Origin of the sequence: Massilia sp. S19_KUP03_FR1 (assembly GCF_036688685.1) — a bacterium.
Classification (GTDB): Bacteria; Pseudomonadota; Gammaproteobacteria; order Burkholderiales; family Burkholderiaceae_D; genus JALYUM01.
Genome location: NZ_JAQQPS010000001.1, coordinates 152,061 through 169,161, shown reverse-complemented (window position 1 = coordinate 169,161; position 17,101 = coordinate 152,061). Strand labels below are relative to the sequence as shown.

Below are 17,101 nucleotides of genomic sequence, written 5' to 3'. Positions count from 1 at the left end.
TCAGAAGCGCAAGGCCAGCGCGGTCGAGACCGACACGCCGGTGTTCCGGGTAACCAGCGGACTGGTGCGCGTGGTGCCGAGCTGACGCGTGACGTCCAGCCCCGACACCAGCAGCCACGAAGGCGTCAGCGTCCAGTTCCAGCGCGCGCCGATGCGGGCGTCGCGCCAGCCGCCTTGCGCCTGGTACAACGGATGGCCGCTGCTGACGGACTGCTCGTTGTCGATGCCGAAAAATGCCTGGTTGTAGTAGCGGTTGGCCATGCTCACCTCTGCCTCGACGGTCAGGCTGTGATGGGGCAGCGGCGCCAGATTCAGCGCCTGGATGCCGACCTGGAAGGTGGCGCCGCGATGATCGTTGCCGGCGCCGTACAGTGCGCGCGAGGTCAGGCGCAGCGCGGGCGCCAGGTACACATTCGCGAAGCCGCCGCCTTGCAGCCGGCGCGCGATCGCCGGCAAGCCGTTCAGGCGGTTGCCCAAGGCCAGTACCGTGGCGTTGTATTGCACCAGCTCGGTCGTCAGGCGAGGCAGGTTGCCCTCACCGGACAGGCGCTGGATGCCGATCGCGCTGGCGCCGTTGCCACCATCGTCGCGGCCCGGATGCAGGGAAACGAGCGGGCCGTATTCCAGCAGCGGGCGCGCCGACAGGTGCAGCCCCGCGCTCATGCCCGAGACGAACACACCGTTGCTCCATTGGCCCTGCAGCACCGGCAGCGGACGCGTGCGGCGCTGGTCGGCACCGGCGTAGCGCGGCGCCGACAGCAGGCCGAGGCCTGCATACATGTCGCTGCTGCCGTCAGGCATGGGATTCGGCGCAGGCATTTGCGCACCGGCTCCGGCAACAGCCAGGGCGAAGACGGGAAACAGGGCAACCGTGGACAGTGTGCGCATTGGACGACCGGGACAATTCAAGAAGGCTGCATTCTACGGCGCGGCACAACGGGCAAGGTAAAACCAACCCAGCGCTCCGACACAGCCCGTAAGCAAACGGACGAGCGCTGATCCCTTGCATCATAAATTGCTGCTCGCAAAGGTGCCAGCGCGCCTTTGTCCGGCATTTGTCTTCAATTTGTAGCGCGTGTGAAACAGATACAATGCGAGCCATGGCGCGTTCCCCTTCCCCCGCTTTCTTGCGCGTATTCCTGCGTTTTTTCGTTCCGGTACTGCTGTCCGTGGCCGCTGCCAGTGCGATCGTGTACGTGGCCATGACGCGCGTGTTCGGCGACCCGGTCGAGGACCTGGCGCGGCGCCAGGCGACGGCGCAAATTTTCCTGCTCGAACAATTTGTCGACAAGGCGCCGCGCGACGAATGGCTGGCCCGCCTGAACACGGTGCGCGAGGTGGCCGGCTCCCACTACGACCTGATTCCACTCAACACTGCCGGCGCCACGCTGCCCGCCGCGCAAGCGGCCGCGCTGGCGCGCGGTGAGGTCGTGTTCGACCTGGCCGGCAAATCGTTCCTGCGCCGCGTCGACCTCGACGGTGCGCGCTACGTCGGCAGCGAGGCCGAGGTGGTGCGCGCGCGCGAGCTGCCGATCGACGTGGCCGTGGCGCTGCAGATGGAAGCGCTGCGCTTCCTGATTGTCGCGCTGGTGTTGCTGGTGCCGATCGGCGTGTGGTCGCGCCGCCACTGGCAGGGCGTGCAGGCGCTGGGGCGGGTCGCTGACGCATTCGGCGCCGGCAATTTGACGGCGCGGGCGCGCATGCCCGCCTCCAGCAGCATGCTGCCGCTGGCCGAGCGCATGCACGCCATGGCCGGGCGCATCGACAGCTTGTTGACGGCGCAAACGGCGCTGCTCCATTCGGTGTCGCATGAACTGCGCACGCCCATTGCGCGCCTGGCGTTCGGCCTGCAGCTGCTGGAAGACGCCAGCGCCGACCCGGCGCTGCACAAGCGGGTCCAGGCCATGGCCGGGGATGTCGAGGAACTGAACGCGCTGGTGAGCGAATTGCTGGCCATGACGCGGCTCGACAGCGAGCATGCATTGCAGCGCGAGCCGGTCGACCTGGAGCCGCTGCTGCGCGCCTGCGTGGCGGCGCTGGCGCCCTCGCCCGGGTCGATGGTGAGCATTAGCGTCGAGCTGGGCGCGGACCTGGGAACGCTCGCGGTCGATCCGCGCCTGTTGGGCCGCGCGCTCGCCAACCTGCTTGGCAATGCGCAGCGCTACGCCGACGCGCGCGTGCTGCTGCGCGCGCTGCGCACGCGCGAGGGCGTGGAGATTTCTGTGGAAGATGACGGACCGGGGATTCCGGTCGCTGAACGCGAACAGGTGTTCGCGCCTTTCTACCGGCTCGACCGCAGCCGCGACCGCGCCACGGGTGGCTTCGGCCTGGGGCTGGCGATTGCCCGCAAAGCCGTGCAGCTGCACGGGGGCAGCTTGCACGTCGAGGATGGCGCGTTGAACGGCGCCAGGATGGTGATACGGCTTATTGCTTAGGCGGTTTTGACGTCACGTGGGTGACGCCGTACCAGAGATGTTCCCACCAATGGTCGCGCGAATGCACCAGCGCCAGGCACTTCTGGTCGAACGAACCTCGGAACACCGGATCGGCGCACTTCCCGCTGACCAGCGCGAAGCGTTGGTTCTCGGCATGCACCAGGGCGATGCACAGCCAGACGATGACGCCGGCGAACACGACGGACATCGTCCAGGCGGCCTGGTTCACCCACGTGAGGTCGTACAGGTCCTCGTCGCGTGCGCGCGAACCGTCGTAGATCTTCAGGACTTTGCCTTCCTTGTCGCTCATTTTGTCTTGGCTGCCTTCGCCACCAAAAAGTCGGCCACTTGCAAGGTAGAACGGAACAGTTGCTGCTCATCGCGCGTCTTGTCGCTGGCGGCGACCAGCGATGGCGCCGTCATGTATTTGCCGTCGATAATGAGCACCGGTGCGAATTCCACTTTGTAGGCCGTAATCATGGCGCCCAGGCGTTTCATCTTGGTCTGGACGCCAAACGAATTCCATGCGTCGAGAAATTTGGCCCGATCCAGGCCGCTTTTGACAGCCCAGTTCAGGACCGCTTCATCCGAATTCAAGCGCACGCGTTCGACGTGTACCGCGCGGAACACCCTGGCGTGAAACTCCGGCAACTTGCCCATCGCTTCCAGGGTCAGGTACAAATGCGCTTCCGGATCGTTGGGGCCGGTGGACGGGAAATGCACGCGCTTGAGGACGATGTTGTCTCCCTGCTTTTTGACCCATTCCGACAGCTGTGGTTCCAGGGCATTGCAATGGGGGCAGTGATACATGAAGAATTCGATCACTTCGACCTTCTTGCCGGCCGGGACCGCTTGCGGCGCGGCCAGGGTCGTGTACTCGACGCCGGAGACCGGTGCGGTCACCGAGGCAAAGGCGGGGCTGGCGGCCACGCCCAGAGCGAGAGTGGCAGCAGCGAGGGCAAAACGCAGGTTACGCATAAACATCCTTGTGAACGGGTGAGCAAACGATCGCGAGATTACCATTATTTGCGGGAATCCCATGCATCGCGCGACCGCTTTAAGTTTTACTTCAGCAAATTAAAAGTCGTAACGGACCGACAGTTTCAGCTGGCGACCGTCGCTCGGGTAGATGCCGCCGCGGCAGGAAAACGCATTGCTGTAGTACTGCCGATCGGCCAGGTTGGCGCCCGTGACGGCCAGTTCCCATGGGCCGAAGGTACGGGCGTAACGGGCGTCGAAGGTCGTGTAGCCGCCAATCCGTGCGCTGCAGGCGTTGCTGAAATCGTCGCCGTAACGCTGCTGGTCGACCCACTGCGCGCCGATGTCGGCCGATTGATGCTGGCCCAGCCAGGCCAGGCGCGCCGAGAGCACGTTCTTCGGCACCAGCACCATGGCGCGGCCGGCGTTGGGGCCTTCGGTGAAGCTGGCGTTGACATGCTGGAAATGGGCGCTGGCGCGCAGGTGGGCGATGAGGTCGATCTGTCCATCGAGCTCGAAGCCCTGGCGCCGGGTCGGATCCAGGTTGGTATTGATGCCGAAGCCGATGGTTGGATCGAAGAAGATTTCATTGGTGAGCTTGTGGCGGAACAGGCGCGCGGCCAGCTGGCGTGCTGGCTGGCCCAGCGTCAGGCCCAGTTCGAGGTCGTGCGAGACCTGGCCCTTGAGGATGTCGTTTGAGGCGCGATAGCTGTTCTCGTCGACGTTGGCCACGCGGTAGCTCTGGCCGGCCTTGGCGTGCAGGGCCAACTGCGGCAGCAGCTTGTAACTGCCCTGGATGTCCCAGGCGTTCTGCGCCTGGCTGCGACTTTCCGGCGCGGCCACGCCGAGGCTGTCGGCGTAATCCTTGTCGAAAGTTTCGTGGCGCACGCCGATGGCCAGGCGGCCGTCGTGGGCGGCGTCGAAACGCAGTTCATCGCGCATGTAGAAGGCTTTGGAATCCTGGCGCGCAGCGGCCAGCGAGAAATCGGCCGTGGTGTCGCGCGTCCAGCGGATCAGGTCGATGCCGGTGACCACTTCGTTGCGCAGGCCGTACGGCTGCGACACGTAACGCAGGCGCGGCGAGAACTGGGTCTGGTGGCTGTTGTAGGTGGCGTCGGAGACGAAACCGCCGCCGAAGTCGTAGTGCGACTGCACGCTGCGTTCGCGCTGCGACAACTCGGCCGCCAGTTCAACGTCGCCGACACGCTTTTCGACGAAGGCGGTGTAGCGGTCGGTATCGAGCGCGCCAGCGTCGTCGGGCTTGAAGCTCTGGCGCGGATTGGCGTTGAACTGCGCCAGCGACAGCGAACCGGGCAAGCCCGAATCCTGGCGCGCGCTGTCGACGCGGATGCCGGCGCGCCCGCCCTCGAAGTTCCAGAGCAGGCCGGCGCCCAGGGTGCGCTGGTCGAAGCGGCTGTTGCTGCGGTAGCCGTCGCTGCTGTTGCGGCCGTAGCTGGCGTCAAACACGAAGCGGTCGAACCCGTGGGTCAGGTTGGCGCGCAGGGTTTTTTCGGCAAACTGGCCGCCTTGCGCGAACACGGAGCCGTGCGTGCCGGTGCTGTTGGCACCTGTTGCGCCGCGTTTGGTGACAATTTGAATCACGCCGCCGGTGGCGCCGTCGCCGTACAGCACGCTGCTGCCGCCGCGGGTGATTTCGATGCGCTCGACGGTGTCGATCTGGATCGTCGACAGCACGGCGCTGGCCTGTTCATTTTCGCTCAGGCGCACGCCGTCGACCATGATCACCAGGTTCTGGCTGCTGTTGGTACCGAAGCCGCGCAGGTCGAGCGCGAAGTCGGGCGAGGAATCGAGGCTCTGGCGCCCGAATACGCCGCCGATCTTGCGGATAGCCTGATTGACGTCGGTGGCGCCGGCGTTGCGGATCTCGGCGGCAGTGATGACGGTGGCGCCGATCGGCGCCAGGGTCGGCTCGCTGGCAAAGCGGGAACCACTGACCAGTACGGAAGGGACATCTGTTTGCTGCGCGGAGGCGGCGGCGGCAAACGACAGGAAAACGGACGCGGCCAGCAACAGCGGGCGGCAAGGCGCGGCAAAGCGCGCGGAAACTGCTTGGGTCATGGTGGGAAAACTCGAAAAATAAGCTGATCAAGCCGGCGTCCCCGCAAGCTTGATAGAAAAGGAAGGCGCAGTCGCGCGCTTCCACCTGTCTGGCCGGTATCCGGGCTCGCAAGCACAAAAACGCTTGTCCACCGTTGCGGGGGCAGCACAATCGGAGCGCGCGGTGGTGCGGCGCCTCCTCGTGTTTCCCGGTCATTTTCCCAATGAGCCGAACGCGCGTGGGCGCGAACAGGCACCAGAACGGCGCCATTATAAGCCGAATAGCGCCCCGCCCCACCGCACTCCCAGTCATCCCATCAGCACAATTGCCCCAGAGCTCAAACCCAAAAATTAGGGTCAGTGTCAAATTGTTTGCCAATTGATTATCGGCACATCTCCGAAGCTTGCTCAAGCAGCCTCAGCATTAATGCGATCAATTGCTCAATAATTCGACACTGACCCTCATTGCTCCGCCATTGCCCCATAGCTCAAACCCAAAAAATAGGGTCAGTGTCAAATTGTTTGCCAATTGATTCTCGGCACTTCACCAAGGCTTGCTCATGCTGCCTCAGCAGTAATGTGATCAATTGCTCAATAATTTGACACTGACCCTCATTGTTTTGCAATAGCTTGGGGGCAGTCTTTTGACTGCATGCGGTGGCGGTTCGATTGGTAAAGTTGGCGTTTTGCTAAATGGGTCGATATAGTGATGCGATCGAAAATGATCGGATCAGGTCGAAGGGGTGCAGGCATGGCAGTTCAAGTTTCGCGCGCGCAGTGGCGCGGGGTGGTCGCGGCGGCGGTGCTGGTGGCGGGTATCGGCGGGGCCACGCTGCTGGCGCGGGCGCAGGTGGGCGCCACCGCTGGCGCGAACGTGCACGTGACACCGATCGAGCAGCCAAGCACGCAGGTCGATGCCGGCATTGCGCTGGCCGCGGGCGATGCGTCAGCGGTGCGCGTCGCCTCAGCGCCCGGCGCCTGGGGCGGCGTGCGTACCGGGAACGAGGTGACCTTGTCGGACCGTGTCGCCAGTTACCGGATCGCGGCCACCCTCGATCCAATCAAGCACGTGATCGACGGCAAGGAGCAGCTCACCTGGCGCAACCGCAGCGCGGTGCCGGTGCGCAGTGTTTATATGCACATGTATATGAATGCGTTCGAGAGCAATGACACGACTTTTTTTACCGAAAAACGGTTGACCGGACGCAGCTTTCCATCGGGCGCGGAAATCCGGGACGGCGAGTGGGGCCATATCGCGCTGCGCTCCGTTCTGCAGTCCGGCGCCAGGGCGAGCTGGTCGTTCGTGCAGCCCGACGGCGGCAACCCGCGCGACCACACCGTGCTCAAGCTCGATTTGCCTGCTCCGGTGGCGCCCGGCGCCAGCACCGTGCTCGACATCGATTTCCAGACCCAGCTGCCGCGCGTGGTCGCCCGCACCGGCTACTTCAAGACCTTCCACCTGGTGGCGCAATGGTTCCCGAAAATCGCCGTGCTGGAGTTGCCGGGTGAGCGCGGGGCCACCGCGCCGCGCTGGAACGCCCATGAATTTCACCTCGACTCGGAGTTCTACGCCGACTTCGGCAGCTATGACGTCACCCTCACCCTGCCCGACAACTACGTCGTGGGCGCCACCGGCGTCGCCCAAGGCAAGCCGGCGGCGTCAAAACCCGGCCTGCTGACCCATCGCTATGTGCAGGACGACGTCCACGATTTCGCCTGGACCGCCGACACCCGCACGGCGCCACCGCTGGTCGGTAGCTGGACCGGTCCCGGCAGTCCGCCCGTCACCCTGACCGTCCTGTATCCACCCGAATACCAGGCCAGCGCCGCGCCGGCCCTGAAGGCAGCGCAGGACGCGCTGACGTATTTTTCGCGCACGCTGGGGCCTTACCCCTACCGCACCGTCACCATCGTGGTCCCGCCGTTCAATGCGGAAGAAGCCGGCGGCATGGAATACCCGACCTTCTTCACCACCGAAGCCTACGCCGACACCACGCCCGGCACGCTCAACGCCCACCTGCTCGACGCGGTAACGATCCACGAATTCGGCCACGGCTATTTTTACGGCATCCTGGCCTCGAACGAATTCGAGGAGCCCCTGCTCGACGAAGGCATGAACGATTTCTGGGACGCGCGCATGCTGCGCGCGCGCAAGCAGGACATCGTCGCCACCACGCCCCTGCTGAAAGCGGCCGGCTTCGCCCCGCGTTTCACGGTGTTCGACGCGGAGCGTTGGGACACGCCGCGCGACCAGCCGGCCGACGCGCCCGGCGAAAACGCGCACCACCGCCTGCAAGGCATCGGCCCGGTCTACACGCGCACGGCCACCGCCATGCGCGACCTGGAAGCGCAGTTGGGCCACGACGTGATGGAGCGCGCGTTCAAGGAATATTACCGGCGCTGGAAGTTCCGCCATCCGAGCCTGGCCGATTTGCGCGACACCATCATCGATGTCAGCGGCCAGCCGGCCGTGGTCAACGCGATGTTCGACCAGCAGCTCTACAACGTGCGCCGCATCGACGACCGCATCGCCGACTTTTCCAGCATCGAATCGCTGCCACTGGCCGGCACCACGGAGACCCACGGCAGCTGGCGTGAACTCGGCGCCACCAAGCTGGTCCAGCACATCGATGCGGCCCGTGCGGCATGGCGCAAGAAGCATCCAAAGGCCAGCGATGGTAGCGGCCCCTTCCCTTATTTGACCACGGTCACGCTGCGCCGCGCCGGCGCGCCGGTGCCGCAAACGCTGCTGGTCAAATTTGCCGATGGCAGCAGCGAGACGGTGGCCTGGCGCGCGGACGAAGACTGGCACACCTTCCACTGGACCAAACCGGTGCGCGCAGTCTCGGCCCAGCTCGATCCAGAGCGCCTGCACTATCTCGACGTCAACAAGCTCGACGACGCGCGCGCGATCGACGCCGACCCGCGCGCAGCACGCCGCTGGGCCAGCGACTTTGGCGCCATCGTCCAGTTTCTCCTGTCCCTGATTGCGACCGCCTGATGCCCACCATTCTGCACACCAGGCCTGCTGCCACGGCCACCACCCCAGGCATATTGGGTGTCATCGGCACAGCGGCATGCAACGCGCTGCAATGGCGCTTGCTGCTGTTGTGGGCAGTACTCCTGTTGCTGCCGACCTTCGCCGCCACCTTGCCCATCTGGCAAATGCTGGGCGACAGCCTCGACCAGTCCATCCACGCCAGCACGCTGGCGCGCGCGCTCGACATGACGGCGCTGTCCGACCTGATGCAAGTCTACAAGCGCTACAACACAGCGGTTGGCAACGGGGCCCTGTCGGCAGTGGTCCTGACGCTGCTGCTCTCGCCCCTGCTGACCGGCATGACCGTCAGCGCCGCGCGCGCGCCGGTGCGCCTGGGTCTGCGCGGTCTGCTAAGCGGCGGCATGCTGGAATACGGACGCTTGCTGCGCACGCTCCTCTGGTCCATCGTGCCGCTGGGTGCGGCCTTTGCGCTGGGCAGTGTGGCGGCCGAGCCTTTGCGCAGGCTGGGCGAAAATGCCGTGCTCGAGTCGACCGCGCACAACGCCGGCCTGGCCGGCACCATCGTCATGGCCGTCTTGCTGGTGCTGGCGCACGCCACGGTCGATGCGGGCCGCGCCGTGCTGGCGGCGGACCGGCGCAAGACCTCGGCCGTGCGCGCCTGGGGCGAAGGCCTGATGCTGGTGCTGCGCCGGCCGCTGGCGACGCTCGGCACTTACGTGGCGCTCTCGTTGGTCGGCCTGGTGCTGGCCGGCCTGGTGGCGCTGGTGCGCATCCGCGTGGCGCCGGTCGAAGGCTGGTCGTTTTTTGCCGCGCTGGCCTTGACGCAGCTGGCCGTGATGGCCGTGGCCTGGATGCGCAGCGCGCGCCTGTTTGCGCTGATCGCGCTGATCAGAAAATAAGCGCTCACCGGCAGCGCGACGGGCGATCCGCTATCATCAGTTTTCACTTGATGCCGGAGCACCCATGTCCCCTCGCCTGCCTACCTATTTCGTTTCCCACGGCGGCGGTCCGTGGCCCTTCATGAAGGACCATGTCGGCGCTGCGTACGACAAGCTGGAACAGTCGCTGGTCGACATCAGGCGCCAGATCGGCGTGCGCCCGAAAGCGGTGCTGGTCATCACCAGCCACTGGGAAGGCCAGGAATTCATGGTGTCCTCAGGCGCCGCGCCCGGCATGATCTACGACTACGGCGGTTTTCCCGCCCACACCTACCAAATCCAATACCCTGCGCCAGGCGATCCGGCGCTGGCGGCGCGCGTGGCGCAACTGATTGCAGCAGCCGGCCACCCCGTCAAGCTCGACGCCGCGCGCGGTTTCGATCACGGCACCTTCTCGATGCTGTACCCGATTTATCCGGACGCCGACATGCCGGTGGTGCAGCTGTCCATCCGCGACGACTACGATCCGCAGGCGCACATGGCGATCGGGCGCGCGCTGGCGCCGCTGCGCGACGAAGGCATTCTCATCATCGGCAGCGGACTGTCGTACCACAACCTGCGCGCGTTCGGGCCGCAGGGCCGCGCGGCATCGCACGCCTTCGATGCGTGGCTGCAGCACACGATGGTCGATTTGACGCCGGACCAGCGCCAGCAAGCGTTATTGCACTGGAGCGCAGCACCGTCCGCGCGCGTGGCGCATCCACGCGAAGACCACCTGGTGCCGCTGATGGTGGCGGCCGGCGCGGCCGAACACGAGGCGGCGACCAGCGTGTATCACGAGGATGATTTTTTCGGCAGTTTAGCGGTGTCGAGTTTCCGGTTCGGCGCCGCTGCGGCGTAGTAAGCGAATTTACGTGCCGCGCTTGCCGCGGGCGGAGTTGGCCGCCTTGATGGCGGCTTTTTCGGCCGCGATGCGGGCCTTTTCCGCCATGTCGACATCGTGCTGTGCCAGGCGGGCTGCGCGTGACACGGGCGTCTCGAGGCTGATGCGTCCCAGCGTGCCGGTGCGGTAATCCTGCAGGAAGGTGTGGGCGCCTTTTTCAAAATCCAGGTCGCCGCCCTTGATGCGATAACCGCGCCGTGCGGCCACGCCTTCGACCACCGCGATGGCGTCCATGCCGTCGAGATTGAAGCCATAGCGCGCGACCAGCAGGTGCGGATACTGTTCCAGCAAGACCTCGGCCAGGAACACGGCCACTTCTTCTTCGATCAGCGCATTCGAGCCGACCGCGTGGCTGGCGGCAAGCATCAGCCCATCGCTGGCCAGCGCAATCTTTGGCCACAGCATGCCGGGCGTGTCGACCAGGATGATGTTCTTGCCGAGATACAGTTTTTGCTGGATCTTGGTGACGGCCGGCTCATCGCCCACCTTGGCCACTTTTTTCTTCAGCAGCGCATTCATCAAGGTCGATTTGCCGACGTTGGGAATGCCCATGATCATGATGCGCAGCGGTTTTGTGGGCACACCGCGGTGCGGCGCCAGCGACAGGCACAGGTCGGGAATGCGCGCCACGTCAGCCGGCTTTTTGGTCGTCATCGGATACGCGGTGACGCCTTCCTGCGCGTTGTACCAGTCGCTCCACGCGGCGGTGGCGACCGGATCGGCCAGGTCGACCTTGTTCAGGATTTTCAGGCAGGGCCGCTGGCGGAACAGCCGCAACTCTTCCACCATCGGATTGCAGCTCGCTTCAGGCAGGCGCGCGTCGAGCACCTCGATCACCAGGTCGGTGTTCTCCATCTGTTCGGCCGCCTTTTTCTTGGCGGCGTTCATGTGGCCTGGGTACCATTGTATCGACATGCTGTGCTCTCTTCATCTTCGGTCAGGCGCTATTTTACGATGGCTGGCAGGTAACACTGGCAAAAAACCGCCAAACAGTACCGCCCGCTCGCCTCACGCTGGACTTGATCTACAACAATTTCCACCCGGCACAGCCCGGGCAGACTGGGCTCGCGTCCGCCGTGGACGCGAGCCAGGAGACCGACATGCAATTACTCAAACATATGGAAGTGGTATTGATGCTGGCCTTCGGCCTGCTGTGCGCGACGTTCGCGCTGCAGCCGGGTGCACCCGGCCAGCGCGCGACGGTTGCCGACCTGGCAGCGCCAGTCACGGTTGGGCCTGCCGATGCGATGGCGCCGATGCCGATGCCAGTGGTGAACGTCGTCGGCCGCCGCCTGACGGCCGAGCAAAAACGGGCGCGCGCAAACGCCGGCTAAGGCAGACAGCGTTCAGCTGACAGCACGAAAACAATGCCCGCCCTGCCCTGCTACTGCGCAAACAGTTCCATGTCACGCCGCATCGGGGCCGTGATCCCGTCCCAGTTGCCGCCCGTGTAGTGGCGGTAGCGCTCCCCATCGTCGCGCAGCACCACGTCGTGAAAAGCCCACTTCGGCCTGCCACCCTGGTTCGGGCCCGGCCCCACGGTAAGGTCGTTGCAGAACCAGTCGGACGGATTGCAGTAGGCGCCGCCCGCGCTGCCGGCCACGCCGCCCGCGCTGTGGTAAGCGATGACCTCGTCGTCCTGCCCGGGCAACAGGAAGGAATACAGGGTGCCACGCGCACCGGCATACATGTAGAACCAGACATTGTGGGTGTCGTTGTGGTTGTACATGGCGCGCGCGGTGGCCACGCGCTGGTCCTGCACCAGCGGCTCGGAGATGGCCCAGGCGCCCGCATCGGCCAGTTCGCTGCCGCCGGCCGACCCTGCCGCCGAACGCACCCACTTGATGTTCCAGCCGGTTTGCTGCGCGCCACCAGGCGCCGCCGCGCACACCCCGGCGCCGTTGGCCACCGCCGCCGTCACGCTGCGCGTGCTGCCGCCGTACTGCGCCAGCGTGTACCCGACCAGCAAATCGCCGGCGCTGTGCGTGGCGATGTAACACCAGTTGGCGCCCGTGCAAAAGCAGTCGAGCGCATTGCGCAGGACGCCGCTTTGCGACGCGATGCTGCTGCGCCCGTCCCAGTTGGCCGATATTTTATTGACGCCCGCCGCGACAGTGGCCGGCCCAAAATAATTGAAACTGGCGTAGTTGCCGACCACCCCGCCCCCGGTGCGGCCGTTCACCCACAGGCTGTAGTTGGTGGCGCCGGCCAGCGCGCTCCACGCCAGCAGGCACAGCAAAAAAAAGTTCTTTATCCAGGATCGCATCGCCGCCTCCCCGACAAGTCATGGATCGACTCTAGCGAGCTTGCGGCCGCGGCGTCAACCGGCACGCGCGCAACGTGGGCAGAACGATACTGAACATCCTTCAGCGCGGCGTGCAGGCGGAGGCTGGCACGGCCCCGTCCGGATCGTCGCGCAACAAGGCAGCGCGCGCCAGCCGGACATCCTTGCCCAATTCGGTGAGGTAGCGCCTGCGCTCTTCGCCATCGAACGGGGCGTCGGAAAAACCGGTCAAGGGATAGCTGCGGCTGGTCGCGACCCTGCCTTCCAGGCGCGGCATCAGCGCCCGGTCCGGGTCCGCGTTTTCGCGCAGCAGGTAGCCGTCGACGTCGCGCAGCGTCAAGGGCAGCGCCGGTTCGCCGTCGCGCAGGAGTTTACCGAACGCGGACAGGCGCACCTCGTTCGGCCCGCTCGGCAGCACGTCGTTGAAGGTGAGCAGCGCAAACGGGCGCCCTTGCGCATCGTCGACGCGCCCGCTGACGATGTAGCGACCGGCCACACGCACCTCGGCCTTCAGGTAAAAGTTCAGCGAACCGTTTTCGCGCGCCTCGCGCACGGCGCCGGTCCACACGGCCGGCAGCAGCGGTGAATAGATCACGTCGAACGCCACGCTGCCGTTCTTGCCATTCACGCTGTAGGCCACGCGGGTGCGGATGGTGCCGTCGAAGCTGGCCAGGCCTGTTTGCGCGGGCGCCAGCACCGCCGCGAAAGCGCCGTCGCCGGCGACCGGATCGGCGCCCACGCCATCGTCCGCGAACGCCAGCGCCACCTGGGCGTTTGCGCGCGTGGGGCCGTAGTTGATGCCGGCCGCCAGCGCGCGCGTAATCACCAGCGGCAGCGTGGCGCCGTCCGGATCGACCGCGCGCATTGTGAACGCCACCACTTCGCCGGAGGCCATGTGCACGCGCGACTGCGAGGTTTGCAACAGCACGCCACTGTCGGTCGCGCCGCCATCGAGCCGCATCGGATTGGCTTCGGTGACGGGCAGGTTCGGATAGGCCTGGTCGGCATTCTGCGCCATCGGCCGCGCGCCGACCGGATACTGGCTGGCCTGCTCGTAACTGCACAGCGTGCGTTCCGCCAGCTGGTAGTGCTCGAGCAGTTGCCGGCGCGCCGGCGCGGGCGCCGGCGAGGTCGCGGCGGGCGCGTCGATATTGCCGAACAGGGGACGCGTGGGCCCGGTCGATAGGGCAACTACCGCCACTGCCGGCGCATCCGGCTGGCGCTCGCGGTACCAGGCCGCCAGCAGCACCAGCAGCAGCACCATCACCAGCGCCACGGGCAGCAGGCGCCGCCCCAGTCCCTTCTTCGCCGGCTCAGGTGGCACGACTGACCACGGCCGAGCGCACGGCGATGCGGGGGAACCGATGCATTTGCTGTCTCCCTGGTGTTTTGAACGCCCACCATCGAGGACGGGCTGCGTTCAAATCTACGCAAAGGCGATTTCGGTGTCAATTTATGACGACCGACCCGGCAAATCTGTGGCGAGAATCAGTCGATATCGGCCAGCGCCTTGACGTGCGCCACCACGCTGCGACCCAGTGCCGACAACTCGTAGCCGCCTTCGAGACAGCTGACGATGCGCCCGCCCGCATGCTCGCGCGCGACGTCCATGATCCGGTGCGTCAGCCAGGCGTAGTCGGCTTCGACCAGCTTCATGCCGCCCAATTCGTCGTCGCGGTGGGCGTCGAAACCGGCCGACACGAAAATCATTTGCGGCCGGTGCGCGTGCAGCGCCGGCAGCCAGTGCTCCTCGACCAGCGCGCGCACCACCTCGCCGCCACTGCCGGCCGCCACCGGCACGTTGACATGGGTGGCGGAGAGTGGTTCCGGCTCGGTGTACGGAAACAAGGGATGCTGATAAAAGCTGGCCATCAGCACGCGCGCATCGTCGCGAAACGATTCGGCGGTGCCATTGCCGTGGTGGACGTCGAAGTCGACGATGGCGATGCGCTCGAGCCCGTGCACGGCCATCGCATGGCGCGCTGCCACTGCCACATTATTGAACAGGCAAAAACCCATCGGCTCGCCCGGGCGCGCATGGTGGCCGGGTGGGCGAATCGCGCAGAACGCATTATCGAGTTCGCCGGCCAGCACGGCATCGGTGGCGGCAATGGCGGCGCCGGCGGCGGCCAGCGCAGCGGCGTAACTGTGGGCACAGAGCAAGGTGTCGCCATCGATCGGATACGGCTCGGCGCCGTCCGCCGGCAGGTGGTCGCGCACCAGCGCCAGCGCCGTTTCGCTATGGTTGCGCAGGATGGCTTCCACGCTGGCCGGCGGCGCCCGGCGCGCTTCGATCAGATCGTCGATGCGGGCGCGGATTAACTGGTCGTCGATGGCCTGCAGGCGGCTGGGCGATTCGGGATGCCAGTCGCCCATGTCGTGACGGGCACAGTCGGGATGGCGGTAAATGGCAGTAGGCATATTGCTGCGCTCAAACGTGAATACAATTGTTGCACTGCAAGTAGCGTTCTCGCATAGAATCGACGAGAGTGCCGGCGCCGCAGTGGCAAGGAAGTGTCAATTTACCACGCGGTGCACCACCTTTGCCCCTTGATACGTTACGACTAAGAGCCGCCATGTTCAAAAAAATGCACGCCGTCGCCCGCCAGGTCAACCAGGTTGTGATCGGCAAGGAACAGCAAGTCAGGCTGGCCCTGACCTGCCTGCTGGCCAACGGCCACCTGTTGATCGAAGACGTCCCCGGCGTCGGCAAGACCACGCTGGCCCACGCGCTGGCCTTGTCGCTGGGGCTGCAGTTCAACCGCGTCCAGTTTACCAGCGATCTGCTGCCGGCCGACGTGGCCGGGATTTCGATCTACGAACGTGAAACCGGCGCCTTCGTGTTCCATCCCGGGCCGATCTTCACGCAAGTGCTGCTGGCCGACGAAATCAACCGCGCCACCCCGAAAACCCAGTCGGGTCTGCTGGAAGCGATGGAAGAACGGCAAGTGACCAGCGACGGCGCCACGCGCGCGCTGCCGACGCCTTTTTTCGTGATCGCCACCCAGAATCCCACGCACCAGGTCGGCACCTTCCCGCTGCCCGAATCGCAGCTCGACCGCTTTTTGATGTGCCTCTCGCTGGGCTATCCGGACGCGGCTGCCGAGCGCGCCCTGTTGATGGGGGAAGACCGGCGCAGCATGCTCAAGACCCTGCCGGCCGCGATGCAGCCGAGCGAACTGGCCGAGGCCCAGCTGGCCCTGCGCGCGATCCATGCGTCCGCCAAACTGGTCGACTATGTCCAGGCACTGGCGCGTGCGTCGCGAGAAAACGGGCTGTTCGCCGAAGGCCTGTCGCCACGCGCGGCGATTGCGCTGCTCAATGCGGGGCGCGCCTGGGCCGCCCTGGAAGGACGCGATCACGTGATCCCGGAAGATATCCAGGCCCTGCTCGCACCCGTGTGCGCGCACCGCCTGCGCCCGCTTAAATCGGCCCACGGCGCCGCCCTGGCCAGCCGCGACTTGCTGCTCCAGTTGCAGCAATCGGTAGCGGTCTGAGGGCAGCCATGGCAGCCCGTCTGACGCTGCGCTTGCACGCCTGGATGTTTCGGCTTGGCAAGCTCGAAGCGGGCGAAGTTTTCCTGCACCGCAGCCGCGTGTTTATCCTGCCGAACAAGGCCGGCGTCGCGTTTGGGCTGCTGGTGTTCGTGCTGCTGACCGGCTCGATCAATTACAGCCTGGGTCTCGGGTTCGGACTGACCTTCATGGCCGCGTCCATCGGCGTGGTCGACATGCTCCTCACCTATCGCAACCTGGCCCACCTGCACCTGAAAAGCGCGCGCGTGCCGGACGTGTTCGCCGGAGAGGAAGCGCGCTTCGAACTGCTGATCATCAACCGCACCCGGCGTGACCGCTTCGCGCTGTGCATCGACTTTCCCGCCAGCGGCGCGCGCCGTGCGCAAGGCGCGCGCCACACCGTCGACGTCGCGGCCGGTGCGAGCGGCAGCGTGCAACTGGCCGTTGCCGCGCCGACGCGCGGCTTGCTGGGCGCGCCGCGCGTGCGTTTGGTGACCCGCTATCCGCTCGGCCTGTTCACGGCCTGGAGTTACTGGGAACCCGATGCGCAGGCAATCGTCTACCCTACGCCGGAAGCACTGGCCACGCCGCTGCCGATGGCTGGCCGGCCCGGCGGGCAAGCCGCCGGCGGACCCGGCCAGGATGATTTTGCCGGCATCCGCAATTATCAGCCCGGCGACCCGATGCGCCACATGGCGTGGCGCCAGATCGCCCGGCTCGACCCGGAACTGGGCGGCACGCTGGCCACCAAGCATTTTGAAGGCGGCGCGCGCCATGACGTCGTGCTCGACTTCCAGCAACTACCCTTTTCGCTCGACCTGGAATTGCGTCTGGCGCGCATGACACGCTGGGTACTGGAAGCCGAGCGCGCCGGCCTGCCCTACGCGTTCCGGCTGGGCGCCTTCGCGCTCGATGCCGCTGCCGGCCCGGCGCACCAGGCGGCCTGCCTGCGCGCACTGGCGCAATTTTCCCTGCCGGCCGACCGGCGCCGGACACCCGCATGAGGCAA

15 protein-coding genes and 1 riboswitch are annotated in these 17,101 nt (G+C 65.8%); of the genes, 7 read left to right on the top strand and 8 right to left on the bottom strand.

Annotated features, from left to right (window positions below; translation table 11 throughout):
* Window positions 1-888, bottom strand: coding sequence for a MipA/OmpV family protein (locus V6M87_RS00730; protein ID WP_332847802.1), 888 nt, complete (start codon window positions 886-888; stop codon window positions 1-3).
* Window positions 889-1,100: 212 nt separating this feature from the next.
* Here V6M87_RS00730 and V6M87_RS00725 point away from each other — a divergent pair, with 212 nt between their 5' ends.
* Window positions 1,101-2,435, top strand: coding sequence for an ATP-binding protein (locus V6M87_RS00725; protein ID WP_332847801.1), 1,335 nt, complete (start codon window positions 1,101-1,103; stop codon window positions 2,433-2,435).
* On the opposite strand, the gene V6M87_RS00720 is transcribed toward V6M87_RS00725, so the two are convergent.
* From V6M87_RS00720 to V6M87_RS00710, 3 genes are all read right to left on the bottom strand, one after another.
* Entirely contained in the window at window positions 2,425-2,745 is a 321-nt protein-coding gene (locus tag V6M87_RS00720) for a hypothetical protein (protein ID WP_332847800.1), read from the bottom strand. The two genes, V6M87_RS00725 and V6M87_RS00720, sit on opposite strands and share 11 nt — an antisense overlap.
* A complete protein-coding gene (locus tag V6M87_RS00715) occupies window positions 2,742-3,413 on the bottom strand; it encodes a thiol:disulfide interchange protein DsbA/DsbL (protein WP_332847799.1) in 672 nt (223 codons plus the stop codon). The genes V6M87_RS00720 and V6M87_RS00715 overlap by 4 nt, the downstream gene beginning before the upstream one ends.
* 99 nt (window positions 3,414-3,512) lie before the next feature.
* A complete protein-coding gene (locus V6M87_RS00710; protein ID WP_332847798.1) occupies window positions 3,513-5,492 on the bottom strand; it encodes a TonB-dependent receptor in 1,980 nt (659 codons plus the stop codon).
* 74 nt (window positions 5,493-5,566) lie between these two features.
* Window positions 5,567-5,747, bottom strand: a riboswitch (cobalamin riboswitch).
* Between the two features lie 475 nt (window positions 5,748-6,222).
* On the opposite strand from V6M87_RS00710, the gene V6M87_RS00705 reads away from it, so the two are divergent.
* From V6M87_RS00705 to V6M87_RS00695, 3 genes are all read left to right on the top strand, one after another.
* Window positions 6,223-8,472 carry a M1 family metallopeptidase gene (locus V6M87_RS00705; RefSeq protein WP_332847797.1) on the top strand — a complete coding sequence of 750 codons (2,250 nt, stop codon included), beginning with the start codon at window positions 6,223-6,225 and terminating at the stop codon, window positions 8,470-8,472.
* On the top strand, window positions 8,472-9,371 hold the full coding sequence (locus V6M87_RS00700; RefSeq protein ID WP_332847796.1) for a hypothetical protein: 900 nt from the start codon (window positions 8,472-8,474) through the stop codon (window positions 9,369-9,371). Before V6M87_RS00705 ends, V6M87_RS00700 begins: the two co-directional genes overlap by 1 nt.
* 64 nt (window positions 9,372-9,435) lie before the next feature.
* Complete coding sequence (locus tag V6M87_RS00695; protein WP_332847795.1) at window positions 9,436-10,251, top strand: DODA-type extradiol aromatic ring-opening family dioxygenase; 816 nt, start codon at window positions 9,436-9,438, stop codon at window positions 10,249-10,251.
* 9 nt (window positions 10,252-10,260) lie between these two features.
* Here V6M87_RS00695 and ylqF read toward each other — a convergent pair whose 3' ends face one another.
* Window positions 10,261-11,208, bottom strand: a complete 948-nt coding sequence (gene ylqF, locus V6M87_RS00690) for a ribosome biogenesis GTPase YlqF (protein ID WP_332847794.1) — start codon at window positions 11,206-11,208, stop codon at window positions 10,261-10,263.
* A gap of 185 nt (window positions 11,209-11,393) precedes the next feature.
* Between ylqF and V6M87_RS00685 the strand changes: the two genes are divergently transcribed.
* Entirely contained in the window at window positions 11,394-11,627 is a 234-nt protein-coding gene (locus V6M87_RS00685) for a hypothetical protein (protein WP_332847793.1), read from the top strand.
* A gap of 50 nt (window positions 11,628-11,677) precedes the next feature.
* Here the strand turns inward: V6M87_RS00685 and V6M87_RS00680 are convergent, their stop codons facing one another.
* The 3 genes from V6M87_RS00680 to V6M87_RS00670 all read right to left on the bottom strand — a co-directional run bounded on the left by V6M87_RS00680 (window position 11,678) and on the right by V6M87_RS00670 (window position 14,998).
* On the bottom strand, window positions 11,678-12,559 hold the full coding sequence (locus tag V6M87_RS00680) for a hypothetical protein (protein ID WP_332847792.1): 882 nt from the start codon (window positions 12,557-12,559) through the stop codon (window positions 11,678-11,680).
* A gap of 100 nt (window positions 12,560-12,659) precedes the next feature.
* A complete protein-coding gene (locus V6M87_RS00675) occupies window positions 12,660-13,901 on the bottom strand; it encodes a choice-of-anchor X domain-containing protein (RefSeq protein ID WP_332847791.1) in 1,242 nt (413 codons plus the stop codon).
* Window positions 13,902-14,065: 164 nt separating this feature from the next.
* The gene (locus V6M87_RS00670; RefSeq protein WP_332847790.1) at window positions 14,066-14,998 is read right to left on the bottom strand and encodes a histone deacetylase family protein; all 933 of its coding nucleotides are present in this window, start codon (window positions 14,996-14,998) and stop codon (window positions 14,066-14,068) included.
* A gap of 155 nt (window positions 14,999-15,153) precedes the next feature.
* On the opposite strand from V6M87_RS00670, the gene V6M87_RS00665 reads away from it, so the two are divergent.
* Both V6M87_RS00665 and V6M87_RS00660 read left to right on the top strand, forming a co-directional pair.
* Window positions 15,154-16,074, top strand: a complete 921-nt coding sequence (locus V6M87_RS00665; RefSeq protein ID WP_332847789.1) for an AAA family ATPase — start codon at window positions 15,154-15,156, stop codon at window positions 16,072-16,074.
* An 8-nt stretch (window positions 16,075-16,082) separates the two neighbouring features.
* On the top strand, window positions 16,083-17,096 hold the full coding sequence (locus tag V6M87_RS00660; protein ID WP_332847788.1) for a DUF58 domain-containing protein: 1,014 nt from the start codon (window positions 16,083-16,085) through the stop codon (window positions 17,094-17,096).
* Window positions 17,097-17,101: the final 5 nt, after the last annotated feature.

Coding starts and splice junctions, on each gene's coding strand:
- V6M87_RS00730 (WP_332847802.1), bottom strand. CDS start 888: ATGCGCACACTGTCCACGGTTGCCCTGTTTCCCGTCTTCGCCCTGGCT.
- V6M87_RS00725 (WP_332847801.1), top strand. CDS start 1,101: ATGGCGCGTTCCCCTTCCCCCGCTTTCTTGCGCGTATTCCTGCGTTTT.
- V6M87_RS00720 (WP_332847800.1), bottom strand. CDS start 2,745: ATGAGCGACAAGGAAGGCAAAGTCCTGAAGATCTACGACGGTTCGCGC.
- V6M87_RS00715 (WP_332847799.1), bottom strand. CDS start 3,413: ATGCGTAACCTGCGTTTTGCCCTCGCTGCTGCCACTCTCGCTCTGGGC.
- V6M87_RS00710 (WP_332847798.1), bottom strand. CDS start 5,492: ATGACCCAAGCAGTTTCCGCGCGCTTTGCCGCGCCTTGCCGCCCGCTG.
- V6M87_RS00705 (WP_332847797.1), top strand. CDS start 6,223: ATGGCAGTTCAAGTTTCGCGCGCGCAGTGGCGCGGGGTGGTCGCGGCG.
- V6M87_RS00700 (WP_332847796.1), top strand. CDS start 8,472: ATGCCCACCATTCTGCACACCAGGCCTGCTGCCACGGCCACCACCCCA.
- V6M87_RS00695 (WP_332847795.1), top strand. CDS start 9,436: ATGTCCCCTCGCCTGCCTACCTATTTCGTTTCCCACGGCGGCGGTCCG.
- ylqF (WP_332847794.1), bottom strand. CDS start 11,208: ATGTCGATACAATGGTACCCAGGCCACATGAACGCCGCCAAGAAAAAG.
- V6M87_RS00685 (WP_332847793.1), top strand. CDS start 11,394: ATGCAATTACTCAAACATATGGAAGTGGTATTGATGCTGGCCTTCGGC.
- V6M87_RS00680 (WP_332847792.1), bottom strand. CDS start 12,559: ATGCGATCCTGGATAAAGAACTTTTTTTTGCTGTGCCTGCTGGCGTGG.
- V6M87_RS00670 (WP_332847790.1), bottom strand. CDS start 14,998: ATGCCTACTGCCATTTACCGCCATCCCGACTGTGCCCGTCACGACATG.
- V6M87_RS00665 (WP_332847789.1), top strand. CDS start 15,154: ATGTTCAAAAAAATGCACGCCGTCGCCCGCCAGGTCAACCAGGTTGTG.
- V6M87_RS00660 (WP_332847788.1), top strand. CDS start 16,083: ATGGCAGCCCGTCTGACGCTGCGCTTGCACGCCTGGATGTTTCGGCTT.